This is a genomic window from Buttiauxella sp. A111 (assembly GCF_014189855.1).
In the GTDB taxonomy this organism is placed as follows: domain Bacteria; phylum Pseudomonadota; class Gammaproteobacteria; order Enterobacterales; family Enterobacteriaceae; genus Buttiauxella; species Buttiauxella selenatireducens.
Map to the genome: position 1 here is coordinate 534,331 of NZ_BJFN01000001.1, position 24,644 is coordinate 558,974.

Consider the following 24,644-nt stretch of genomic DNA (forward strand, 5'->3'; position numbering starts at 1 on the left):
GTTTGCTTCAATTTATGAGCCGAATAGAAATTGGACAAACATAATAATTATATATAGTTCAATAAGTTAAATAATTGTTAATTAATATACCCGAAATAATTCGAGTTGCAGGAAGGCGGCAAACTCAGGAATCCCCAGGAGCTTACTTGAGTAAGTGACTGGGGTGAGTGAGTGCAGCCAACGCACATGCAGCTTGAAGTATGAAGGGTATCGATGGGGATACTACGTAATTGTCTAGCTCAAACAAACTCACGTTATTTATTCTTCTCTTCATGTTCGCCGGTATTCTCTCTGGCGCAGCCATTCACGAATACGCTGCAGCAGACAACATCAAAAGTTATGCCGAGAACATCACGCTGTTTACCGATATTTTTTTACGACTGATCAAAATGGTCATCGCACCGTTGGTGTTCAGCACTTTGACCGTTGGCATAATGAAGATGGGTGAAACCTCAACCATTGGCCGCGTAGGTGGCAAAGCGATGGTGTGGTTTGTCTCCTCTTCAGTGCTCTCGATTCTGGTGGGCTTGTTCATCGTCACCCTCCAGCAGCCGGGTGCAGGCATGAATCTCCAGGTTCCAGCTGGTGATGTGCAAACCGGTCTTGCGGTAAGCGGTATGAACCTGAAAGCCTTTATCTCGCATACCATTCCAACCAGCATTGCGGGCGCAATGTCGAATAACGAAATCCTGCAAATTGTAGTGTTCTCGCTGTTCTTCGGTATTGCCGGCGCGTCACTGGGTGAGAAATTCAACACGCCATTAGTCGCGGCACTGGATGTGGTTTCCCATATCATGCTCAAAGTGACGGGCTACGTCATGTATGTGGCACCACTGGCTATTTTCGCTGCGATTTCTTCTGTCGTAGCCACCGAAGGGTTGGGCATTTTACTCAACTATGCATCGTTCATCGGCGGTTACTATCTGGCAATTATCCTGACGTGCATGGTGCTGATTGGCGTCGGTTATATGGTGCTCAAGCGTGACGTATTCCGCCTGATTGCCATGCTGAAAGATCCGGTTCTGGTGGCATTTACCACCAGCAGCTCCGAAGCGGCTTACCCTAAAACGCTCGATCAACTGACCCGTTTTGGATGCTCCCGTAACATCGCGTCGTTCGTATTGCCGATTGGTTATTCGTTCAACCTGGTCGGTTCGATGGTGTACTGCTCTTTTGCCTCCATGTTTATCGCGCAGGCCTACAACATCCATCTGACGTTTTCTGAGATTGTGGTGCTGATGCTGACATTGATGCTGGCGTCTAAAGGTATTGCGGGCGTGCCACGTTCTGCGCTTGTCGTGCTGGCTGCTACCATTCCGAGCTTTAATATTCCGGTCGCGGGTATCTTGCTGCTGATGGGGATAGACCATTTCCTCGACATGGGCCGTTCAGCGATTAACGTGCTGGGTAACGGTGTGGCGACGGCAATGCTGTCGAAAAATGAAGGTGAGATGGAAGAAGAAGTGGAAGCTGGCGAGCGCGTAGAAGCGTAATTGGCCTGTGATATTGGCGGATAGCGCTTTGCGCCCATCCGCCCTTAAAAACCACCATTCATTGCCCTGGTCGGGTTAGCGTGAGCGACACCCGACTTCATCAAACTAGGCTACGCGGCTTACATCATCAATCAGCGCCATTTCTTCGCTATTGAGCAACTTCTCGATATTAACCAAAATCAGCATACGGTCGCCCAGTGCGCCGAGTCCGGTCAGGTATTCAGTCGACAACGTCACGGCAAATTCAGGTGCCGGGCGGATTTGTTCGGCAGTCAGAGACAACACGTCAGACACGCCATCCACCACAATACCCACCACACGTTGGCCGAAGTTCAGCACGATAACTACCGTGTTATCGTTATATTCGACACCATCTTGCGCAAACTTAATCCGCAGGTCGAGAATTGGCACAATCACACCGCGCAGGTTCGTCACCCCTTTGATAAACGCAGGCGTGTTGGCAATACGCGTGACTTGATCGTACCCGCGGATTTCCTGCACTTTTAAAATGTCGATGCCGTACTCTTCGTCACCCAGGGTGAAAACGAGGAACTCTTGCCCTACCGTTTCCCCGGTCATTTTTGTCACATTGGTTAATCCAGTCATTTACTTATCCTTTCTCAAATCCGGAGGACTAGGCGGCGTGGCCGGCCATACGTTGTTCACGATTCAAACCTTGCAGCGCTGAAACATCGACAATCAGCGCCACACTGCCATCACCGAGGATGGTTGCGGCCGAAATACCCGGCACTTTGCGATAGTTGCTCTCGAGGTTTTTCACCACCACCTGATGCTGACCGATCAGCTGATCAACCAGCAGCGCGTAGCGTCGCCCGGCACTCTGCAAAATCACCACGATGCCTTGCGTCGCTTCCGTTTTAGCCCCAGCTACATCAAATACTTTCCACAGTTCAACCAGCGGCAAGTATTCGCCACGCACTTCCAGCACACGCTCGCCCCCCGCAAGAGGATGTAAATCATCTTCCTTCGGCTGCAACGACTCCATCACCGCGTTGAGCGGCAGGATAAAGACTTCGTCGCTGACTTTAACCGACATCCCATCAAGAATGGCGAGTGTTAGCGGCAGCATAATGCGGATCGTGGTACCGACATTGGCCTGAGATTTGATTTCGACATGGCCACCCATTTCCTGGATGTTACGTTTCACCACGTCCATGCCCACACCGCGTCCGGACACGTCAGTGACCTGCTCGGCGGTCGAGAATCCAGGGGCGAAAATCAACATTCCCACTTCGTCGTCTGACATGTTTTCGTGAACGGCCATGCCTTGCGACAGGGCTTTAGCAAGAATACGTTCACGGTTCAGGCCTGCGCCATCGTCGGACACTTCAATGCAGATGTTCCCGCCCTGATGCTCTGCCGAAAGAATCAAATTACCCACTGCCGATTTACCCGCAGCGAGGCGTTTTTCCGGAGATTCGATGCCATGATCGAGGCTGTTACGCACCAGGTGAGTCAGCGGATCGATAATGCGTTCGATTAAACTTTTATCCAGCTCAGTAGAGCTACCCTGCAACGTCAGTTCAACCTGTTTACCCAGTTTTCCAGCCAGATCACGCACCAGACGCGGGAAGCGGCTGAAGACATATTCCATTGGCATCATACGGATAGACATTACCGACTCTTGCAAATCGCGGGCGTTACGTTGTAACTGACCCATGCTGGTAATCAGTTCACCGTGTTCAACCGGGTCAAGTTCGTTGGAACGTTGGGCTAACATCGACTGCGTGATGACCAGTTCGCCCACCAGGTTAATGAGCTGATCGACCTTTTCAACTGCGACACGAATGCTGCTCGACTCGCTGACGCGAGGCGCTTTGTTTTCTCTTTCGCTACGCGGTGAAACAGGTGCAGCAGGCGCGGCTTCTTTTACCCCTTCAGCCACGGCTTGCGGTGCATTCACAGCTACGGCAACCGGCTCTTCAATGGCCGCAATATCTGCAACCGCACTGCGCGCTATTAATGGCAGAAACTCGATTTGTTCAGGTTCGATAACAAAACAGAGCACCGCGCTGATGTCATCGGCGCTGACGGTGGTTTCTAACGTGGCGGTGACGGAACCTTCACCCTGTTCGACATCGCTTACCGTGCCGAGGTTGGATAGCTCCTCCAGCAACAAATTGCGTTCGCTGGCTTTCAGGCCGGTAATGGCAATGCGTAAATGACCGTCACTGGCAGGCAACGCGTCAACGGTTTCTTTCTCAACAACCGTTAATTTTGTGGCCGGCGCAGGTGCTTCGCCTTTGGCTTCCAGCGCCAGTTGGCGTAACGCTTTGCAGATATAATCGAAACTCTCAGCATCCGGTTCCTGGGAGTTTTTATAAGCGTCCAGCTGTTCCTGCATAATATCTTTGGTTTCCAAAAACAGGTTGATGATATCGGTGTTGAGTTGCATCTCACCGCGCCGCGCCTCGTCAAGCAGGTTTTCCATGAGGTGCGTGGTTTCCTGCAAAATGGAGAAGCCGAACGTACCCGCCCCTCCCTTGATCGAGTGTGCAGCACGAAATATGGCATTAAGCTGTTCTGAATCTGGCGCTTCAGGGACCAGGTTCAGCAGATGTTGTTCCATATCAGCCAGTAACTCGTCGGCCTCGTCAAAAAATGTCTGGTAAAAATCGCTGATATCCATACTCACGCTATCACCTCGTACCGGATTGTGGCGGTAATGTGTTCTGCGCCGGTTCCACGGCCGCAGGTTGTTGGAGAATGCTTAGTGGCTGATTATCGCTTTCTGCGTTTTCGTGCACGATGGCCTCTTCAGCTTGTTTATTCAGTACCAGCAAACTAATGCGTCGGTTGATCGCATCGTCAGGCCCGCGGTTAGTCAGGCGCATAGTGGATGCCATGCCCACGACGCGTAAGACTTTGCCGTCAATAAGTCCGCCTGACATCAGTTCGCGCCGCGAAGCGTTTGCCCGGTCAGCAGATAATTCCCAGTTGCTATAACCACGCTCGCCCATTGCATAGGGCAAATCATCCGTGTGACCCGACAAACTTATTCTGTTAGGAAACTCATTCAGTAATGGCGCGATACTGCGCAAAATATCACGCATGTAAGGCTCAACTTCAGCGCTGCCGTTCTTAAACATCGGACGGTTTTGGCTGTCGATAATTTGTATCCGCAATCCCTCTTGAACCAGATCAATCTGCAGATGCGGGCGCAGTGCGCGCAACTTAGGGTCGGCGTCAATCAGTTGATCCAGTTTGTCTCCCAGTCGCTTGAGGCGGCTGGTTTCCATCCGTTTTCTGAGTTCTTCAATATTGGGCTGTCTTTTCACTTCGCCCTGTTGTTGAGTTACGTCATCCCCGCCGCCAGGAATCGGGCTTTGGCTATCAGAAATACGTTGCCCACCGGTAATAGCCGCCGAAAGTGGCGTACGGAAATAGTCGGCAATTTGTGCCAGTTCTTTAGGGCTGGAGATTGAAATCAGCCACATCACCAGAAAAAAGGCCATCATCGCCGTCATGAAGTCTGCGTAGGCAATCTTCCATGAACCGTGCGCGCCGCCGCCGTGGCCTTTGTGCTTGCGTCGTTTTACGACAACAATGGGGCGCGCGTTGTGTTTCATACTTCTTCTTCCGTGGCACGGGCTTGCGCATTCGGCGAACGAACGGCACGCACATGTTCTTCAAGTTCAATGAACGAAGGACGTTCACTGGAATAGAGTGTTTTACGACCAAATTCGACGGCAATAGGCGGTGCGTAGCCGTTAAGACTTGAGAGTAATGTGACTTTCACGCACTGCATCATTTTGGTGGTTTCGGCGCTTTTTTGACGTAACACGGTCGCCAGCGGCGAAATAAAACCGTATGCCAGCAAAATACCCAAAAAGGTTCCCACCATCGCGTGTGCAATCAACGAACCCAGTTCACCCGCAGGACGGTCCGCAGAAGCCAGGGCGTGAACCACCCCCATAACTGCCGCCACAATACCGAATGCCGGGAGTGAGTCCCCCATTATTGCCAGACTATTCGCGGGTATTTCCGCCTCACTTTCGTGGGTTTCAATTTCTTCATCCATCAGCGCTTCAATTTCAAATGAATTCATATTCCCGCTGATGATCAGACGCAGGTAATCAATAATAAAATCCAGCATCAGTGCGTCAGCTAAAATTCGCGGGTAGCTGGCAAATATTTCACTCTCTTTCGGGTTTTCAATATCGCGTTCCAGCGAGAACATTCCCTGTTGGCGTGATTTCGCCATCAGGCGATAAAGCAGCGCCATGAGATCCATATACATGCTTTTGGTGTATTTCGAGCGGCGGAAAAGTAATGGCAACGCTTTTAACGTCGCTTTGATCGCTTTACCGTTATTCCCCACGATAAAGGCACCCACCCCTGCTCCACCAATGATGATAAATTCAGCTGGTTGATAGAGAGCGCCAAGATGACCCCCGGTCATCATATAGCCGCCGAATACTGTCGCAATAACGACCAGATAACCTATTACAATCAGCACGAGTACATCCTTCTGCTGTTAAATGTGACGAGGAATCACAAATCAGAGGTGATAACAGCCGGGTGCAGGGCAAAAAAAAGCAGCGATAATTGCTTATCGCTGCTGGAGTGTTTATCCACACCGAACTGTTAAACGGCCTGTTTGACCTGTTCATCCAGCAGTTGTGGAATAATATCGGCAGTATTCGTAGAAAGTTTACGTCTTTTTACTGCTCTGGATGGAGGCTGGCACAAACTGCAAGCAAAGCTACCTGCGGGTTGGTGTGCATGGGTAATAAAATTACCCCCGCAGCAGTTGCAGCTGCTCAATTCAAGCATGTGGCTTTCAACAAAACGCACCAGTGTCCAGGCGCGAGTCAGTGCTAATAGCGGGCCACCTTCTTGTGCCGGGCACTGTTCAAGATACAGGCGGTAAGCTTTAATGACCGCGTCAACGCCGGAACATAATCCGGTGCGTAACAAAAACTGCCAGGTGTTACAAAACATGGAAGCATGGATATTTTGCTCCCAGGTCATAAACCAGTCGGTAGAAAAAGGCAGCATACCTTTCGGCGGAGGACTGCCACGGAGCTCTTTATAAAGTTTGATTAGTCTGCCACGGCTTAATTGTGTTTCGCTCTCAAGCATCTGCAATCGAGCGCCTAGCGTGATTAATTCCATCGCCAGTTGTATGTCGCGGGCTTCCTGAACAATACTTTTCTCGCTCATTTTGTTACGCCCTTTTTTTGCGAGATGCCTCGTCTATCGGGGACACCTCATTTAATAAGCGGGTGGATAACAAAATGCCGGTGTGAATTTGCTGTAAATCATCCACACGTGAGTCTTGTGTTAAACGAGTGATGGTTTGGTTATCACTAAAACGGAACTGACAAATCAGTTGATTGGTTTCCGCTAATTTCACCATTTGTGGCAAGGTTAATTCGCTAAGGGTATTTGCCATTTCTTCTGTTACGCCCAAACGAAACATTGCGGAGGGTTTGTCGCCGTTAATAAGGCGCTGAGCAAGAAGTAAATACGACAAATTAATATCGTAGATATGTTTTAACAACTCGGATGTATGCATTTTGTCATCCTGAAAAACTTACTTTTATACATGCGGCTTTACCGCACCCCGTGAGTCGCCGGGAAATCCCGGTTAAAATTAAACCTACCAAAAAAGCTCATTATTTAACCGATAACATGCACTGAAACCACCGATACAAAATGCGGTGGAGACGTCCTTGTAAGTGCGTTTTATCTGAGCGTAAATTTTTTGTAAGAAATTAAGATTTTTCCTAATTCCGCGCAAACTCTACTCGTAGCCTTTTAGACATACAATGCGGGTGCCGACGAATTTTCAAGTTTATGTGACGCAGATCACATATATTTACTTTATGCATCCTCCTCAAACATCAGAAAGACTTTTCAATTGAGCGTTTTACGAGCAGATTGGGAATATCCGTTACCATAATCTGGTATTTGGTTTTCTTCTGGCTAACAATCTAATGACTTACTCTTCATAACGGGTCCTGACCCTGGCTTAGCCATGTGATTTATATCGCATTTTTCCATTCACCAACAAAAATCCTGACAATCACGCCATCTTCAGTACACAACACCTTGTAATGTTATGTTTTGACGATGAAATCGAATAAATCCTCAGTGAAAGCGAGTCGGTCGTAAATGCACGAAAAATGATACGAATGTTTGATGGATAAATGAACAATCTATGCATTACATTTCCATTACAACTATTTTACATTAGCGTTATTAATCATTTTTCATGAGCAGGCTCACGTTTTACATGGTTACTGTCCTTGCGTAAAAATGGTGTTTGATGTAGGAAAATGTTAACCGTCTGATTATCAGGCAACAGGAGGTTGTAATGAGCTACAAACATATACTGGTTGCTGTCGCCATCAGCCCGGAAAGTCATTTATTGGTGGCTCGTGCGGTCTCCATTGCTCAGCCCGTTAATGGGAAAATCACACTGATTACGCTCGCTTCAGAACCCGAACTCTATAATCAATTCGCCGCGCCAATGCTGGAAAACCTTCGGGAATTAATGCTTGAAGAGACACAAATTTTTATTGATGAATTGATCGAGAAAGCCCATTACCCCATTGCACAAACCGTTATTGCTACGGGCGAATTAAGTGAGCACATAATGGCAATTTGTAATAAGGGTTCGGTGGATTTAGTGATTTGCGGCAACCACAATCAAACCTTTTTCAGCAAGATAATTTGCTCCGCGAAGGCTGTGGTGGAGTCAAGCAAGGTGGATGTACTGTTGGTTCCGCTGAGATAAGGCCGATTTAAGATAAGTCATGCTCTTTTAGCGCAATATATAAGAAAAAATTAGACACACATTACTATTTCACATTGTGCGGATATTTCGAACCCCGGAACAAAGACCTCTGCACGCGATAAACAAATGTATCAAGGGAGCTTAAATTAGCTTCCCTGATACATTCTCCAGAACTCGGCTTACGCGAGTAAAAACGGCTCACGCCAGCTTAGGAAACGTCGCCACCTTTTTGTCCAATTGAGACTTATCACTGCGTGGCGCCGCCTGCTTTAAATCCCCAATAAACCTCTTTTGCCAGTGATGAATATCGTTCTTCTCAATCACCGCCATCATTTCGCTATGACGTGCAATACGTTCGGCGAGCGGCATCGTCAATGCCCTGTCCAGTGCAGCCGCGACTTCATCACGGTCGTAGGGGTTAACGATAAGTGCCGACGACAACTCATGCGCCGCACCGGCAAATTTTGACAACACCAGTACACCTGGATTTGCCGGATCTTGTGCGGCTACATACTCTTTCGCCACCAGATTCATCCCATCGCGCAGCGGTGTGACTAAACCGACATCAGCGTGACGGAACACTTTCATCACCAGTTTGCGGTCAAAGTGCTGATTTAAATAGTACAGCGGTGTCCAGCCCAACTGGCCGTATTTACCGTTGATGCGCCCCGCTTCGGTTTCCAGTTGGTGACGAATGTCCTGATACGCTTGCACATCGCCACGCGAGGTCGGTGCGATTTGCGTATAACGAATTTTACCGTGATGCTGCGGGAAGTTTTCCAGCAATGCTTCAAATGCGAGAAAGCGCTCTGGCAACCCTTTGGAATAATCCAGCCGCTCCACCGAGAAGATATTTTTGATACTGCCCAGTTCGGCTTTGAGTTGCGCAAGCTTCGGAGGTAACGGCCCTTGTGCGTTCTTTTTGATCTCCTGCGGCTCAATACCTATTGGGTAAACCTCGGCACAAAACGTGTTGCCGAACGCCTGATATTGGTTTTTACCCTGATGGTCGAGGCGCGTTTGAGAGGCGACACAATCGAGGAAAGCCTGCCTGTCGTTTTCCGTCTGGAAGCCCAGCAAATCGTATTCACACAGCGCCTCGATAAGCTCTTCATGTGGCGGCAGCGCGTTGAAAATTTCAGGAGTGGGGAACGGGATATGTAAGAAGAAACCGATACGGTGATCGAGCCCCTGTTTACGGCATTCAGCAGCAAAAGGCAGCAAGTGGTAGTCATGCACCCACAGGATGTCATCTTCTTCCAGTAGCGGTTTTAATTTGCTTACCAACAACGTATTGACCCGACGATAGCCTTCCCAGGCTTCGCGCTGAAAATCGACCAGATCCAAACGGTAGTGAAACGCGGGCCAAAGTACGGCGTTAGAGAATTGCAGATAATAGCTTTCGTAATCTTCCTGGCTGAGATTGAAGGATGCCCAGGTAATGTTGCCGCGCTTGGTCTTTTTTAAAGCAGCATCAGGATCCCCTACCTCGCCGCTCCAGCCAAACCATAATCCACCCGCCGTTTTTAATGCGCCTAAAATGCCCACCGCCAGGCCACCGGCACTGGTTTTTTTATCATCCGGTGGTGCAATGCGATTAGAGACTACCACTAAGCGACTCATAATCTTCTCCCCGTGAAATGGCTGACTTTTGTTGTTCTATGTGATGAGTTAATTTTCCAAGCCAGTGATAAACCATGCGAACATTGGCCAGTCGATAATGGGCAATGGTCTCACCACTACCGACTTTAATGGTCAACCCGCCCAGCGCATTGACCTGTTTAAATCCCGCCTCATCCGTGAGGTCGTCTCCTATGAAGACAGGGGTTCTACCCGCAAAGGGTGCTTCCTGCATAAAGGCGCGAATCGCAGCACCTTTATCGATTCCCAACGGTTTTAACTCCACTACACATTTCCCCGGTTGCAACGCCAGTTCGGGGTAGCGCAGCGTCATCGACTGTGCCAATTGTAAGATCGCGTCTGCCGCCTCGGGTGCATGGCGGTAATGGAGCGCAAAGGCCATGCCCTTGGCTTCTAAATCCGTACCCGGGAACTGCAATAGCGCTTCAGTTAATTGTTGCTGGAGTGCAGATACAACAGGCTCAGGTAGGGTCACAACGTGGGTTTTATCATTGATATCACGGCGCTCAGCGCCATGCACTCCCGCAAGCGGGAAGTGAAATGGCGTCGCGAGTTTATCGAGCTCAGCCATTGAGCGCCCTGAAATCAATGCCAGTGCCCCATCGCTCATAATGGAGATTTTTTGCAGCAACGTACGCACTGCGGCCGGAATGGTGACTTGATCCGGGTGCGGTTTGATTTCTGCAAGCGTGCCATCGAGGTCAAAGAAAAAGGCAAGGTTTCCTGAAAGTAGAGGTGGTACAGAAGATACATCAGCCACCAGCGGCTCCTCCTTACACAGTTAATCACGCCACCATAACGGTAACGAGTGATGATGATTAGCCATGTAAGTATAGACAGGGTGACGGGTGTCGCAATTTTCCAGGAATAATCGGGGGGGATGCAATCATCTCTTCGAGACGAGGTTTAGTTGTTTATGTTGGAAGCGGTGATGGTTCCGGTGCCGGTGGCACTTTGTCAGTATCGGAAGGTTATGTTCACCCGCGCGTTGGATTATCCCTGCAACCGTTGTGAACGGTGAACGTGCCAGGAGGGTTACGCCACCCTCCTGGCGACCTCGGCGCCCGGTTTTAAATTGCCGCTTCGCGGTAAACCCCAGCTTATCCCCAACGTTCAGGGTCGTTCGCGACTCGCTCCCGGCGATCGCTCACTGGCGTGGTTCCCGACCACGCCACCCTGACTTATGGGGAACACTGGGGCAATTTATACCGGGGACAAGGTCAAAACCGGTTTGGCTTTTGACCTTAGGTTTTGACGTTGACGTTGGTTCCGGCTTCAATCGCGCCGTTTTTTACCCTTCAGTCGTGGTTGAGCCGCCGGGAGCGGCGAAAGAGAGCGATCGTCGGGAACGAATCGCGAACGACCGCGAATGTTGGGTGAAAAACGGTGTTTACCGCGTAGCGGCGATTGACTTGCCGGGCGCCGGGGTTGCCAGGGGGCTGGCGTGAGCCACCTGGCACGTTCACCGTTAACAACGGTTACAGAGATAATCAGCCGCACGGGTGAACGGAAACACCTCGGCATTACAGATCTCACGATGCACAAACAATGAGCGAACTCGCTTAAACAGCCCGTTTCGCTTTCTGCTTGTAACGGTCAAAAATAACCGCCGCCAGCAGAATCAACCCACGCACCACATATTGCGAGAAAGGTGAAATATTCAGCAAATTCATGGCATTTTCTACAGTGCCAAGAATCAAAATACCGGCAATCACGTAGGAAATCTTACCGATCCCCCCTTTCAGCGATACGCCCCCCAACACACAGGCTGAAATCACAATCAACTCGTAGCCGATCGAGGTCATCGGCTGGCCGCTGGTCATCCGCGAAGCAAGGATTATCCCCGCTGCGGCTGAGACTAACCCGGAGAGAATAAAGATGATGATTTTGGTACGCACCACCGGCACACCCGCCAGACGAGCCGCTTCCTCATTGCCGCCAATCGCCAGCGTATTGCGGCCAAAGGTGGTTTTATTGAGCAAGAAACCAAAGATAATCAGACAGCCTACCGTCAACCAGATTGGCGCAGGCAGACCCAACCAGTTGGCATAGCCCAGCGTAAAGAAACGCTCATCTTCGATACCGACCGCTTTACCGTCCGAAATAATGTATGCCAGGCCGCGTACAATCTGCATGGTGGCGAGTGTGGTAATCAGCGCGTTGATTTTAAGCCTGGCGATAACAAAACCGTTGACCAGGCCACTTAACACACCCAGCAACAATCCTGCCGCCACGCCAATCCACAGGCTTTCAGTCATATTGATAACCACCGCCGTGGTGACCCCAGAACAGGCAATCACGGAGGCGACTGACAAGTCGAAATCACCTGATGCCAGGCAGAACAACATGCCACAGGCCACCATGCCCGACATCGAAATAGCCAGCCCCAAGCCCTTCATATTCACGAAAGAAGAGAAGTTGGGTACGAAAATGGCGCAGGCGATAAACAGCACCGCAAACACCACCAGCATGCCGTAGTTGTCCCAAATGCGACCGAGACTCAGAGACGACTTTTTCTTGTTGTCGCCAGATGATGTATTTGTTGATGATGGCGTTAATGCAGACATTTTTCTCTCCTTACTCATGCAGCAGATGCGCTGGTTTTGGGCATCGCGAGACTCAGTGCTTGCTGTTCATTGGCCTCGCCATGGTGCAATTCACCGGCTATTTCCCCTTCGCGCATCACAATGATGCGATCGGCAAGTCCTAACACTTCAGGCAAATCGCTTGACGCAAACAGCACTGCTACACCTTGTTCAGCCAGGGCATAAATGACGTTATAGATTTCGTGTTTAGCACCAACGTCGATGCCGCGTGTAGGCTCATCGAGCAAAATCACTTTCATCTCCTCTGACAGCCAGCGTCCTAAAATCGCTTTTTGCTGGTTACCGCCGGAGAGATTCATGATCAGTTGTTCCGCTGAAGGGGTTTTGATATTCAGGGAACGAATGTGTGACGCCGCGTTGTCCGCTTCCCAACGGTTATTAATCAGACAACCTGCGCTGATATGCTTTCGCCGCGCACTGATATTGATATTGTCGCGCACCGAGTGCACCGGAATGATGCCATCAGCTTTACGGTCTTCCGGGCACAGCATCATGCCAGCACGAATCGCGTCGGCGGGTTTGTTGATGTTTATCACCTCGCCATCAATCTGCACGCTGCCGTCGGTGATGCGCGTGCCGCCAAACATCCCCTTCATTAATTCACTTCGCCCAGCGCCCACCAGACCAAACAACCCAACGATTTCACCACGGCGGACCGTAAGCGAAATGGGAGTGCGTACCCCCGGGGCTTTTACGTTCACAAGTCGCAAGCGCTCAGCGCCATGCTCACGCGGTTTCCAGCCGTAAATATCACCCAGATCGCGCCCGACCATCGCCTGCACCAGCGAGTCATGATTGACCTGCTCCATATCATCAAACGTGCGTACGTAACGCCCATCTTTGAACACGGTAATCGCGTCGCTGAGGGCGAAAATTTCTTCCATACGATGCGAAACGTAGAGGATGACACGGCCTTCGGCACGCAATTCACGAATCACGCGGAACAAGTTGTCGATTTCACGGCGCGACAGAGAACTGGTCGGCTCATCGAAGGCGATCACTTTTGCATTGCGCGCCAGTGCCTTGGCGATTTCCACCATCTGCCACTGACCGATGGACAAATATTTGAGCGGTGTGGTCGGATCAATATCCAGCCCAAGATGCTCAAGCTGCAATTTCGCTTCGTAATTCAATAGCGAACGGTTCACAAAACCTGCTTTATGCGGCAGTTGCCCGAGGTAAATATTTTCGGCTACCGACATTTCCGGTATCAGGTGGAGTTCCTGATAAATAATCGCCACGCCAGCATTGAGTGCGGCGGGCGTATCGGCAAAAGTGACCTCTTCACCACGCAGGACGATGCTGCCTTCACTCGGCGCGTAGTTCCCGCTGAGGATCTTTAGAAGCGTTGATTTTCCTGCGCCATTCTCCCCCATCAGAGCGTGAACTTGCCCGGCATAGCAGTCGAAACTGATGTCCTGTAAAGCTTTCACGCCGGGGAAGGTTTTGCCTATACCACGAAAAGAGAGATACGGAGTGTGCTGTTGCATGATTGACCCTTTGCTTTACCCAGGGTTGAACGACTGACCACCGGTGGGTGGATGGCACTAACATTTATCCACTCTACGGTTCGGGCTTGTAGAGTGGATAAACACAGTGTCATCCACCGGATTTTCGGAGATTACTTACCGCCGAGGCCTTTTTTCGCCAGCTCTTCTTTAAAGTTGTCACGCGTGATCAGTACCACGTCGGTCACTTCGGTGAATTTCGGTGGTTCAGCGCCTTTCGTCACCCAGTTGTAGAGCATTTCGCTGCTCTTATAACCGTGAACGTCCGGGCTTGGCAGCAGCGAGCCGTAGAAACCGGTCGCCTGAGCTTTCGACAGTTCGCTTACCGCATCAACACCGTTGATACCGACGCCAATCACATCCGGCGCTTTAAAGCCCTGCCCTTCTGTGGCGCGCACGCCGCCCAGTACGGTGTTGTCATTCATGCCGACAATCAGCCAGTGTTTCACTTCTGGATGTTGTACCAGCATTGAGTTTGCCGCATCGAATGCCCCAGGGATGTCGTTAGATTTGGTCGGCACTTTATAGATTTGTTTTTCCGGGAAACCGGCGGCTTTCAGGGCGTCCATCGAGCCAGAAGTGCGGCGACGTGCCGTGTCGAGTTCATCCGCTGTAATCGCCATGACCGCTGACTCTTTCACGTCCCAGCCACGTTTTTGCATCTCTTTGTAGAGTTCTTGCCCCTGACGTTCACCGATTTTGGTTGCTGCCATCATCACTAACGGCACGGTTTCCATCGGCGCACCTTTGGCGGTCACGAATTGGTCATCCACGGCAATCACTTTCATGTCGTAACTTTTTGCTTTAGCAACAATCGCGGAGCCGAGTTTGGGATCTGGGGTGCAAATCACAAAGCCTTTCGCGCCACTGGCGGCCAGGCTGTCGATGGCGTTCAGCGTTTTCTCACCATCTGGAACCGCAATCTTAATCACTTCAAAACCGAGATCTTTCCCCGCTTTATCAGCAAACTTCCACTCGGTCTGGAACCACGGTTCTTCTGGCTGTTTAACCAGAAAACCGAGCTTCATGGTTTCTGCAATAGCGGATTGTGACATAACCGCAGCGATGCCAAGGGCCGCCAGCGCTTTAGTAAATTTGTGCATGTGTACTCCAGCTCGATTTTATTATCTGTAGGGTAAGGTTTAGTTAAAACAAGCCATTAGCCGTGTGGGCTTTTACTTTCTGGGCTGAAGTAGTTGTAGCGGGAAATTAATAATCCATAGGAGAGCCGAATCACACAGCAGAAATACAGTAAAACCGTGCATGTATTCAGCTATTAAAGACATAAAAACACGGTGAAATGTCGGACAAATAAAACCGCGATTAGCAAGTTTGTCCATAAAATTAGCGAGGAAGTGGATAATGCGATCTATAACTAAAAGGCGGGTAAAGCCTTGCGCTTTCCCGCCAACGTTCTGGGTCTGTCACCACGGATAATAAATATGATCCGCGTGGTCACGTGCTGGGGCTTCATCCCCTTCCAGTCGAGCTGCCACGGTCAGGGCAAAATCAAACACTTTACCCAGTCCTCTGCCGCTAATCAGGTTACCGTCTTCAACCACGTCGGCGTCGACATATTCCCCGTCGGTGACCTGCTGCCATAAATCACCGGAACAGACATAACGACGGCCTTTCAGCAAACCATTACCGCCCAGTACGCGCGCCGCTGCGGAACAAATTGGGCAGATGAATTTGCCCAGTTCGTCATGACGGCGCACAAAGGCAATCACACTCTCACTGCCCGCCAAAAAGACGCTGCCTGCCGGGCCGCCTGGCAATACCACCGCATCAAAGGTTTCATCAAAACATTCACTTAAGGTGGCATCCGCAACCATCGGAATATCATGGTAACTAACCACTGCACGGGTATCCACGCATGACAGTGTGCGCACTTCAATTTTCAGGCGACGTAAAATATCAATAGTGACAATGGCTTCCCCTTCTTCAAAACCAGGGGCCAACAGGACTGCAACGGTTTTCATCTCGACTCTCCATGTTGCCCCCGCATGACCGCGGGGGCGAAATATTTACCAGTAAAGATTCCATACCTGGCGCACGCGTGTCAGTGCTTCAAGGTAGAAATAGTCTCCCCAGCTACAGCATTCATCAACGCCTTTGCCGCTTGCCATGTGATAAACAGAGTGTTTCAGCAACCCCTCACACGCTTCGTCGTCACGCGCCAGATAGTTATCGGTCAGTGACTCGATGATACGCAGCGCCATCTCTTCGTAATGGGCGCGATGCTCGTCTTGCACTGGCAACGCTTTAATCAGTTCAAGCAAACCACACGCCGTAATCGCAGCAGCAGAGCTATCGCGAACCGCGTCGGTCCCCAGCAACGCCAGATCCCAGTGACAAACATCATCTTCTGGCAAACGGTTGATGAAGTAGTGCGCAAGCTTACGGCTCAACTCCACCATGCTCTTGTCGCCGGTATACAGGTAGCTCAGCATGAAGCCATAAATGCCCCACGCTTGCCCACGCGACCAGCATGAGCTGTCACTGAAACCCTGGTGTGTATTGCCAAAGCGTGGTTCGCCGGTATTCACATCCATATAGAAGGTGTGGAAGGTGGACGCATCCGGACGGACGATATACTTCGCAGCCTGCTGTGAGTGCGCCGTTGCCGCTTCTGCATAACGCGCATCACCGGTTTGCTGGCTTGCCCAATAAAGCAGCGGGAGGTTCATATTACAGTCAATAATCATCCGGCCCTGTTGTTCTGGATCATTCAAATCACCCCACGCCTGAATGATTTTGGCCACCGGATTGTAACGATCCATTAATACGTCAGCCGCATGCAGCGCCGTTTGACGAGCTTCTTCATTGCCGGTTAAACGCCAGGCATTGACGCAAGACAACGTATACAGGAAGCCAAGGTCATGGGTCGCGGTATCGATACGGTTTTCGATACGTTCAGCATACGAAGGCAGATAACGTTCGGCAGCCTGACGGTATTTATCATCCCCGGTCATCTCCCAGGCAAGCCACAGCTGGCCAGTCCAAAAACTGGTGGTCCACTCAACGTTATCAGAAGGCTGCCATTTGCCGCCTTCACAGTTTTCATTCGGGAATTTGTCACCGAACGCGGCGATGTTTTTATCCAGTTTTTTGGTGACGCTCTGTAAAGCAGCATCCAGTTTGCGATTCAGTGCCAGACGGTCAACCTGGTGCAATTCAATCGGGCGCAGTGCCTCGGTCACGACTTTTTCAGTGACTGTAATATGGGTCATAACTTCTCCTGACATTTTATTTAGCGGGTTCTACCGGAGCAGAATTTAAAGCGGGTTTAAGAAAGCTGGATTCATCGCGTTTTGACTGACAACGAGACAGTGTGAAAGCAGAGATGAACGTGAATACCAGGGCACAGCTTCCCATTATTAAGTAGGTGTTCCCGAAGCCAATTTTGTCGTAAAGGTAACCTGCTGGCGGCGCCACAACCACAGAGCCGACGTAGAGCATTGCCTGGTAACCCAGCAAATACATGGTGGCGTTGATTTTCTTATCGAAATGCTCCGCAATGTATTTGAATACCGAGATAAGCAGCAGTGAGATCTCAATACCGTATAACGGTTTGATAATCGAAATAACCAGTGGGTCCGTTGCCAGGCCAGAAGCAATCAGGCGTGCGCCGACCACAATGCCGCAGAACAACAGGCCTTTTTTGGCGCCGTAATGGTTTACCAGCAACGGGATGAACATCATCATCACAAATTCCGTGCCGGACTGTACGGTGCTCAGGTAGCCGTACCAGGCATTACCCTGCTCTTTGGTTTCAAAGAATGAAACGAAATAGCGTGGGAATTGCTGTTCGGCGATAAACATCATCCATGCCACACCCGCGACATACAGGCTGAACATCCAGAACTTGCTGTTCTTCATCAGCATCAGCACATCGGTAAACACAATTTTGTTCGATGAAATGATGTTGTTATTACGCAGTTGCTCATCACCAATCTTGAGGCTAACCAAAACCAACAGCATCAGGACTGAAGTCGTACTACTGACGAGGAAGTTTGCCAGCGGCGTGTAGTTGAACAGTAAACCGGAAACCGAAGCAGCCATTGCCCAGCCAAGCGAGCCCCACATACGAATGCGGCCAAACTCAAGACCATACAGACGGCTAAAGCGGTCAGCATAGGATTCGGACGCGGCAACACCGGCATACCACCCCAGGCTCAGGTAGATTGCACCAATGAAGATCCCCACCATGGTGTGAGAGAGTAATAACGGCTGATAGACGAAGGTAAAGAACGGAGCCATCAGTGCCGATACGGCGCAAACACCGTACAACAGCCACTTGCTCATGCCAATTTTGTCCATGATGTAGCCGTAGACTGGCTTCATCATGACGGCAAAGACGCCGTTGATGGCAAAAACGCTACCGATGGTAATGCTGTCCAAACCGACTTTTTGGCTCAGCCACAGGGCATACAGCCCGAAGCTTGAAGACCAGGTAAAGAAGTAGAGAAAAATAAAGCTGCTCATTTTTACTTGAGCGGTACGCGTGAGTGACGACTTGTTCATTGATGTTTCTCCTGAATCATCACGGCAATTTATGTAACGTAATGTGCTTTTCATGACTGCCCATCACCACGCTGACCACACCCTCGCGGATCTCAGCTTGTGGGCATGAATGTGGGTCAAACGCGCTCGCATCACCCGCCCAAACGGCGCTGACCAGCATGTGTGTCCCGACAGTCAACTCACCGCGTAGCAATGGAATAGCGGCCCGTTCAGCAAACAACAGGTTGCTGTTTGGTGGTGTCACAACCTGCTCGCCGCGACGAGGTTGCGGGCTTAAGCAATAAACGGCGCTAATATCGTCATGCGTTGTCACCTGACATACCGCCTGTGCTGCCTGGACCTGTGGCAGTGGACGGTTAGGCACACTAAACCCGCCTTCAACGGCATCCAGTTCACGCGCAGTTTTGAGGTGGTGGACGCGCACTTGCCAGTCGCCCAATGGCAACAACCAGGTGTCGATAGTCACATCACTCCACGGCTGCCAACGGCTGTAAATCATGCCATCAGCGGTGGTGACGCTCTCGCAATCGCGACGTCCACGCCAGTAATCGTCTTTCTCCGATAGCAGTAGCATCGAATCTGGCGCGGCATGATTAAGCCCGTAACGGCCACGTTCAATGGTGAAACCGTAGCGCGTGGAGTAGGCAAATTTGCAGTATTTGGCTTCGGTATTAACGAAGTTGTTCAGCTCAAGCTGCCCGGAAGTCAGCATCCATAAATGGTTAGGCTGATGAACCAGAATTTGCGCAGCATGAGGGATGCTATGGTGCGCATCACGCGGTGGCAGCGGCAATTCTTGCGCCTGCCAGAACGCATCTTCTTCGCCTAACGCCATGACCAGCATGATTTTAAGCCCCCAGTACGGAGAGCCGGGCGCGTTGTAATCTTCAGCCATGATCAGATTTGGATAGCTGTAACCGACACTCAGCACCCCATCTCTGTCGAACATCGGTTGTTGCAACCACCAGCGCAAATGGCGCATCACAATGCCCTTCACCACGCCCGGCTCAAAGACTTCAAGCCCAGCAAACGCGGCTGCACTCCAGAATGCTGCCTGCGCGAAGCGATAGGTCATGCTGCGGCCAAAGGGAATGGCGGAACCATCGTCGGCAAAGAAATGGATAAAATCGGTGGCAAACAGAGCCGCACGTTCACGAAGTTTTTTGCAGCGCTCAGGGTCCACATCTGCCATTAATTTGGCGTAGATCAGCCCATAGAAATGGAAGCCCATCGAGATATAGTAATCGCGCGGACGCCCAGGACCGTCTGAATACCAGCCATCGCCAAGGTAATAGCGCTCCATCGCGGCAAAATGCGTTTCCAGCGCATCGGCATTGGTCGGCATTTCGCAATGATGAAAACCGACCTGCACCAGAATCGGGAAGAAATGCCAGTTGTTATCTGGAATCGCCTGGTTTTCACTTTGCTTTAACCACTGCCAAAGATGCAGCTTTTCTTGTTCATTGAAGTGCGCCAGCAGCGGTTTATGAGCGACCGCCAGCAACAATCCGTAAGCGGCCATTTCCACAATGCGCTGGTCGCAAGGGTCAACTTCGCCCCAGTAATCCGCGTGTTCCGGGTTAGTTCCGTTTTTAATCGCCTGAATATAGAAAGAGAAATGCTCAGGCTCATGCCCACCCGCCAGTAATGGAGTGACACCCCACAGCAAACGCGAGAAGGTTTCCATATTGGCAATCTGCTGGCCGTAATGTGCTGTGAAATTAGCAAGGTCAACCCGACTGGCGTCTTTTTTAAAGAATGGCGAAACGGCATTCAATAACTCATTGACCAGTTTTTGGAGATCGCCCCTGCTTTCCAGGCGATTGTTTAGTGTGATGTTTTTAGGTTGCAAGATACCCTCCCGTCAAACACGAGAATTTTGTAAGTTATTGTTATCCATATTTTCTAAGCGCTAATACTTCGCGTTGATGCACAGAGTAGTCGCTTTTAATCCCGACTCAGAGTGAGCCACATCACAAAAATAAACCGCCATTTCAATTTTGCTGGCATTTTCTTTTTAGCGGGTGAATAAATTACAAATGATGGCGTAAAAACTTAAATCTATTGTCCTGGAGGGGAAATGAGTGAAGCACAATTGATGGAGCGAATTACGCTCGATAGCCAGGTTATCTCATTTCATCGTTTGCAAGCATCCAGCGCACAGTATTACCACTGGCATCAGTGTGTTGAATTTCTCTATATTTCAAGTGGATATGGAATTGTTGTGGTGGATAATCAGCATTACACCGCGCGACCGGGTCGACTGTTCATCTTCCCGCCGTTCCGCTTACACAAGGTGCATGTCGAGGCCAGTGACAAAAATCAGTATCACCGTACCGCCATGCACATTGAGCATTCATCGGTGATCGGCATTCTGCAAGCTTTCCCGCGCCAGCAGGCGCAGTTTTCAGCCCTCGCCGCCAGTCATGTTCCCGCTCAGATTTATGATTTGAGCGAGCAGGCAGAATTTATGGAGGTGATCCTCAGTAAGTTCGACAAACTGGACCAGACAGCCCACTCCACGGCCAGTGAGGTTGCATTAATGGTGATGCAGATAATGGCCTTCCTGCCCGCACAGCCGCAGGAATTTATCCCGCAACAACAGACGGTTTCATCACGCATCATGCAATGGGTGGAGAATAATTACAGCGGCAAATTTTCACTGGATGAACTGGCGCAGTCTGTCGGCCTATCGCGTAGCTACACTTCACGTATTTTCCGCCAGCAGACCGGGGGCAGCATTCATGAATATTTGTTAACCCGGCGCCTCAAGAAAAGTTGCGACCTGTTGCGCACTTCCCCGTTAAGCATTGACGCCATCGCACAGGAAGTGGGGTTTATTGAGGTCACGTATTTCATAACCTGCTTCAAGAAGATGATGAACCAGACCCCGTTGCAGTACAGAAAGCAGTCGCGAGCGAAATTATCCGATGAGTTGAAAATATGATCTAACACAATAAAGTATCTATTTGATATTTTGCTATTACGAGACGAATCACAATTCTCGTCATTATATTTAATTGTCCATATTTATAATTCCGGCATGAAAGTTATTTTTTGTTTTGTTTTTTATTATTTCATAGTGAATCAGTTTGAAAATTAGAGTTAAAACAGCAAAATTAATAATTCCATAGATAACCCAAAAGAGGTATTATTTTTATTAATGCATTCATGACGCTGCCCGATGAAAATACAATGAATGCGATGCTGTTGTTTTATCTGATAATTATAGAAAACCCTTTCCTTCACCGTTATTGGAATTCTGGCACGGCTTTTATTCCAGGCTTAACTGATGTGTCACGTCAAAAAGGAAAATATTATGACCAATTCCGGAATGGTCCAAAGACTTAACTTACAGATAAACCGTGATTTTTGTTCCTCTAACCTTTATTTGCGACTCAGCGCCTGGTGCTCAGAAAAGAGTTTAACCGGCACCGCAAATTTCTTAAGGGGCCAGGCACAAAGTAATGTGACGCAAATGATGCGCGTATTTAATTTCATGAAGCAAGCAGGTGGCACCCCCATTGTTGGCGCAATCGATACTCAACACTGTGAATGCAACTCTTTAGAAATGCTGTTTGAACAAACACTGGAGGATCATCGCCAGCGTTGCGTGACCTTATCGAAACTCACCGCTGAAGCGACCGACCTGAAAGATTACCCTACACTCACCTTCCTTAAAACAGTCGATCGGGAGCAGCAAGAAGAAGGCGTGTTGCTGACGACTATTCTCGACGAAGTACGTAGCGCCCATAAAGCCGGCCTGTGTATGACCCAGACCGATGAGCATTTAACGAATCTCGTCAATCATCAGCAACATTAAGCCCCTTAGGGTCGGGCGTGCCCGACCTCTATTTAAGCGTTGTGTCACGCACACCACATCAGTTGTTCACGCAGACTCAAGGTATTTTCCGGGAAACTGGTCAGCACCGTTTTATAGCGTGTCGCCTCTTTTGGAAGCCCTCGTATCGATTGCAACAAAATACGCAAAGCGCTATCCCAGACAATGCCTTGTAAATCGCTATATGGCCATAAATCTGGGTCGGCGATAAACGGCATCAGATAATCGATACCGAGTTTCACACTTCGGCCATCCTGCACCGCATTCCAGCGATCGAACTCGACATGTTCTGCGTAGCGATTTAACAACAAATGCGCTTCGAGGTTAAACAAGGAATAGTGGAACGGCACCGGGCGTTCCAGTTCCATGGTCTGTTTACCTTCCTGGTCGATTTGCGCCGCCATGCGTTGCGTTATCCCCTGCTGGATGATGCGCGCTACCAGCCCTTTATCACCATAAAACAGGGCATTAGCCGCACGCTGCGCGTCATACCAGGTGCCGTGGTTGTTATGCCAGACATATTCAGAGTGACCGACATCGCTGTAATACATCCAGTGGTTAAAGTCCCTGAACCACTGGTGCAAACCGATAATGTCGTCGGTGTCCAGTACGCCTGCCGCGCTAATCAAACCCACCGTATCAATCACCATCCATAACAGACGTGTATCAATTAGCCCCGTACCACGGCCAGAAACAATGCCAGGAATGGCCTGACCGTAGTTCAGGTGCGGATTCATGCGCGTCTGTTCATCAAGGAACCAGCACTTGATTTGTTCCGCCGCAGCCTGAGCATATTTACGCTCACCGGTAAAATACCAGGCAAGGCCTAATGTCAGGCTACGTTCACACATGCGAATAATACGCGTGGTGTCGGTATCGTTATTTTGACATTGCGGGTTGGTATGCCCGTCGCGGCGAATATAGGGCAGGCCGTTTGGCCTGCGCGGGTTAGGCCACCAGTATGTTCCCAGACTGTAGTAATCATGCGGATCACCACTCACCGGGCGCAATTTTTTATGCACCACGCTTTCTGTGGGCTGGCCACGGAGTTTATCCGCCTCGCTGACCAGTTGCCCCAGCGCCAGTTGTAAAGGAGAAAAAGGCTGCTGTAAGCCACGGCGGGCATTTTCAAGACACGCCACATCGAGAGTATACAACTTCATTTATTGCTCCTTACTGGCACGCGATACGTTGCCCGCTTTTAGCATCAAAAATGTGAATACCGGTCACCCTGGGTTGCAGCCATACCGTTTCGCCTTCCTTAACATTTAAGCGCTGTTTAAACACCGAGGTGAATGAACCGCCTCCTGTGTTACAGAACAACTGCATATCAGAACCGGTATTTTCGATGGCGGTGATAGTCGCTTTTAGCGCCCCACTCTGTTCCGTTTCACTTACTACATTGACCTGCTCTGGGCGAATCGCATAAACCACGTTTTGCTGCGGCTTCACCTGTATGCCCGGTGGCAAGCTTAATAACGAGCCGTCGGCGAGGCGTAACATCATCTCGCCGTTATGTAGCGTCACTTCACCTTTGAGCTGATTGATTTCCGGTGAGCCGATAAACCCGGCCACGAACAAATTGGCGGGACGGTCATACAACTCCAGCGGGCTGCCCACCTGTTCAATGCGCCCTTCCCGTAGCACAACAATCATCTGCCCCATGGTCATCGCTTCGATTTGGTCGTGCGTGACGTAGACAGATGTGGTTTTCAGGCGACGATGCAGTTCACGGATTTCCCCACGCACCTGAGTACGCAATTTTGCATCAAGGTTAGAGAGCGGTTCATCGAACAAGAATACTTGCGGATTACGCACGATGGCGCGCCCCATCGCCACACGCTGGCGCTGGCCGCCGGAAAGATCTTTCGGTAAGCGATCCAGAAGCACACCTAATCCCAGCAGTTCTGCGGCACCCTCCACTTTTTGGCTGATCTCCGCCTTCGGCAGTTTCGCCATTTTGAGTGCAAAGCCCATGTTTTCGCGCACGGTCATCTGCGGATAGAGCGCATAACTCTGGAATACCATCGCGATATCGCGCAGCTTTGGCTCGACGTCAGTCACGTCCTTCTCATTGATAGCAACCTGCCCACCCGTTATCTCTTCAAGTCCGGCAATCATGCGCAGCAGTGTTGATTTACCGCAGCCACTTGGGCCAACCAACACACAGAACTCCCCGTCTGGGATCGTCAACGAGACATCTTTGATGACATGCGCATCGCCATATGATTTACAGACATTTTTCAATACTACGGAACCCAT

At 50.2% G+C, this 24,644-nt stretch carries 22 protein-coding genes; 5 read left to right on the top strand and 17 right to left on the bottom strand.

All coding sequences use genetic code 11. The annotated features are described in order from the left end of the window. Nucleotides 1–230 precede the first annotated feature (230 nt). Entirely contained in the window at nucleotides 231–1,493 is a 1,263-nt protein-coding gene (locus BSPA111_RS02400; RefSeq protein ID WP_183269609.1) for a dicarboxylate/amino acid:cation symporter, read from the top strand. A gap of 105 nt (nucleotides 1,494–1,598) precedes the next feature. Here the strand turns inward: BSPA111_RS02400 and cheW are convergent, their stop codons facing one another. The 6 genes from cheW to flhD form a co-directional block, all read right to left on the bottom strand. Beyond that, nucleotides 1,599–2,099, bottom strand: coding sequence for a chemotaxis protein CheW (gene cheW, locus BSPA111_RS02405; RefSeq protein ID WP_183269610.1), 501 nt, complete (start codon nucleotides 2,097–2,099; stop codon nucleotides 1,599–1,601). Between the two features lie 28 nt (nucleotides 2,100–2,127). Beyond that, nucleotides 2,128–4,143, bottom strand: coding sequence for a chemotaxis protein CheA (gene cheA, locus BSPA111_RS02410; RefSeq protein ID WP_183270271.1), 2,016 nt, complete (start codon nucleotides 4,141–4,143; stop codon nucleotides 2,128–2,130). A 10-nt stretch (nucleotides 4,144–4,153) separates the two neighbouring features. Next, nucleotides 4,154–5,083 carry a flagellar motor protein MotB gene (gene motB / locus BSPA111_RS02415; RefSeq protein ID WP_183269611.1) on the bottom strand — a complete coding sequence of 310 codons (930 nt, stop codon included), beginning with the start codon at nucleotides 5,081–5,083 and terminating at the stop codon, nucleotides 4,154–4,156. Continuing rightward, nucleotides 5,080–5,973, bottom strand: coding sequence for a flagellar motor stator protein MotA (gene motA, locus BSPA111_RS02420; RefSeq protein ID WP_183269612.1), 894 nt, complete (start codon nucleotides 5,971–5,973; stop codon nucleotides 5,080–5,082). Before motA ends, motB begins: the two co-directional genes overlap by 4 nt. A gap of 128 nt (nucleotides 5,974–6,101) precedes the next feature. Then, nucleotides 6,102–6,680: a flagellar transcriptional regulator FlhC gene (gene flhC / locus BSPA111_RS02425; RefSeq protein ID WP_183269613.1), complete on the bottom strand. Its 579-nt coding sequence runs from the start codon at nucleotides 6,678–6,680 to the stop codon at nucleotides 6,102–6,104. 4 nt (nucleotides 6,681–6,684) lie between these two features. After that, complete coding sequence (gene flhD / locus BSPA111_RS02430) at nucleotides 6,685–7,035, bottom strand: flagellar transcriptional regulator FlhD (RefSeq protein ID WP_183269614.1); 351 nt, start codon at nucleotides 7,033–7,035, stop codon at nucleotides 6,685–6,687. An 801-nt stretch (nucleotides 7,036–7,836) separates the two neighbouring features. On the opposite strand from flhD, the gene uspC reads away from it, so the two are divergent. Continuing rightward, entirely contained in the window at nucleotides 7,837–8,259 is a 423-nt protein-coding gene (gene uspC / locus BSPA111_RS02435; protein ID WP_183269615.1) for a universal stress protein UspC, read from the top strand. Between the two features lie 198 nt (nucleotides 8,260–8,457). Here uspC and otsA read toward each other — a convergent pair whose 3' ends face one another. Together otsA and otsB are read right to left on the bottom strand one after the other, a co-directional pair. Further along, the gene (otsA, locus tag BSPA111_RS02440) at nucleotides 8,458–9,882 is read right to left on the bottom strand and encodes an alpha,alpha-trehalose-phosphate synthase (protein WP_183269616.1); all 1,425 of its coding nucleotides are present in this window, start codon (nucleotides 9,880–9,882) and stop codon (nucleotides 8,458–8,460) included. Next, nucleotides 9,857–10,660 carry a trehalose-phosphatase gene (gene otsB, locus BSPA111_RS02445; protein ID WP_183269617.1) on the bottom strand — a complete coding sequence of 268 codons (804 nt, stop codon included), beginning with the start codon at nucleotides 10,658–10,660 and terminating at the stop codon, nucleotides 9,857–9,859. Before otsB ends, otsA begins: the two co-directional genes overlap by 26 nt. Before the next feature lie 478 nt (nucleotides 10,661–11,138). Between otsB and BSPA111_RS02450 the strand changes: the two genes are divergently transcribed. Next, entirely contained in the window at nucleotides 11,139–11,348 is a 210-nt protein-coding gene (locus tag BSPA111_RS02450; RefSeq protein WP_183269618.1) for a hypothetical protein, read from the top strand. Between the two features lie 114 nt (nucleotides 11,349–11,462). Here BSPA111_RS02450 and araH read toward each other — a convergent pair whose 3' ends face one another. From araH to BSPA111_RS02485, 7 genes are all read right to left on the bottom strand, one after another. Next, nucleotides 11,463–12,467 (bottom strand): L-arabinose ABC transporter permease AraH, encoded by a 1,005-nt coding sequence (araH, locus tag BSPA111_RS02455; protein ID WP_183269619.1) that lies wholly within the window; start codon nucleotides 12,465–12,467, stop codon nucleotides 11,463–11,465. A 14-nt stretch (nucleotides 12,468–12,481) separates the two neighbouring features. Further along, on the bottom strand, nucleotides 12,482–13,996 hold the full coding sequence (gene araG, locus BSPA111_RS02460) for an L-arabinose ABC transporter ATP-binding protein AraG (RefSeq protein WP_183269620.1): 1,515 nt from the start codon (nucleotides 13,994–13,996) through the stop codon (nucleotides 12,482–12,484). A 131-nt stretch (nucleotides 13,997–14,127) separates the two neighbouring features. After that, nucleotides 14,128–15,117 carry an arabinose ABC transporter substrate-binding protein gene (locus tag BSPA111_RS02465; RefSeq protein WP_183269621.1) on the bottom strand — a complete coding sequence of 330 codons (990 nt, stop codon included), beginning with the start codon at nucleotides 15,115–15,117 and terminating at the stop codon, nucleotides 14,128–14,130. A 321-nt stretch (nucleotides 15,118–15,438) separates the two neighbouring features. Continuing rightward, entirely contained in the window at nucleotides 15,439–15,996 is a 558-nt protein-coding gene (locus tag BSPA111_RS02470) for a DJ-1 family glyoxalase III (RefSeq protein ID WP_183269622.1), read from the bottom strand. A 45-nt stretch (nucleotides 15,997–16,041) separates the two neighbouring features. Beyond that, nucleotides 16,042–17,247 (bottom strand): glycoside hydrolase family 88 protein, encoded by a 1,206-nt coding sequence (locus tag BSPA111_RS02475; RefSeq protein ID WP_183269623.1) that lies wholly within the window; start codon nucleotides 17,245–17,247, stop codon nucleotides 16,042–16,044. A gap of 16 nt (nucleotides 17,248–17,263) precedes the next feature. Beyond that, nucleotides 17,264–18,541 carry an oligosaccharide MFS transporter gene (locus BSPA111_RS02480; protein ID WP_183269624.1) on the bottom strand — a complete coding sequence of 426 codons (1,278 nt, stop codon included), beginning with the start codon at nucleotides 18,539–18,541 and terminating at the stop codon, nucleotides 17,264–17,266. 19 nt (nucleotides 18,542–18,560) lie between these two features. Continuing rightward, the gene (locus BSPA111_RS02485; RefSeq protein ID WP_183269625.1) at nucleotides 18,561–20,393 is read right to left on the bottom strand and encodes a DUF2264 domain-containing protein; all 1,833 of its coding nucleotides are present in this window, start codon (nucleotides 20,391–20,393) and stop codon (nucleotides 18,561–18,563) included. A gap of 228 nt (nucleotides 20,394–20,621) precedes the next feature. Between BSPA111_RS02485 and BSPA111_RS02490 the strand changes: the two genes are divergently transcribed. Together BSPA111_RS02490 and BSPA111_RS02495 are read left to right on the top strand one after the other, a co-directional pair. After that, the gene (locus tag BSPA111_RS02490) at nucleotides 20,622–21,488 is read left to right on the top strand and encodes an AraC family transcriptional regulator (RefSeq protein WP_183269626.1); all 867 of its coding nucleotides are present in this window, start codon (nucleotides 20,622–20,624) and stop codon (nucleotides 21,486–21,488) included. 372 nt (nucleotides 21,489–21,860) lie between these two features. Then, nucleotides 21,861–22,364 carry a non-heme ferritin-like protein gene (locus BSPA111_RS02495; protein WP_183269627.1) on the top strand — a complete coding sequence of 168 codons (504 nt, stop codon included), beginning with the start codon at nucleotides 21,861–21,863 and terminating at the stop codon, nucleotides 22,362–22,364. A 44-nt stretch (nucleotides 22,365–22,408) separates the two neighbouring features. On the opposite strand, the gene BSPA111_RS02500 is transcribed toward BSPA111_RS02495, so the two are convergent. Both BSPA111_RS02500 and BSPA111_RS02505 read right to left on the bottom strand, forming a co-directional pair. Beyond that, nucleotides 22,409–23,545 carry an alginate lyase family protein gene (locus tag BSPA111_RS02500; protein WP_183269628.1) on the bottom strand — a complete coding sequence of 379 codons (1,137 nt, stop codon included), beginning with the start codon at nucleotides 23,543–23,545 and terminating at the stop codon, nucleotides 22,409–22,411. A 10-nt stretch (nucleotides 23,546–23,555) separates the two neighbouring features. After that, nucleotides 23,556–24,644 (bottom strand): ABC transporter ATP-binding protein, encoded by a 1,089-nt coding sequence (locus BSPA111_RS02505; RefSeq protein WP_183269629.1) that lies wholly within the window; start codon nucleotides 24,642–24,644, stop codon nucleotides 23,556–23,558.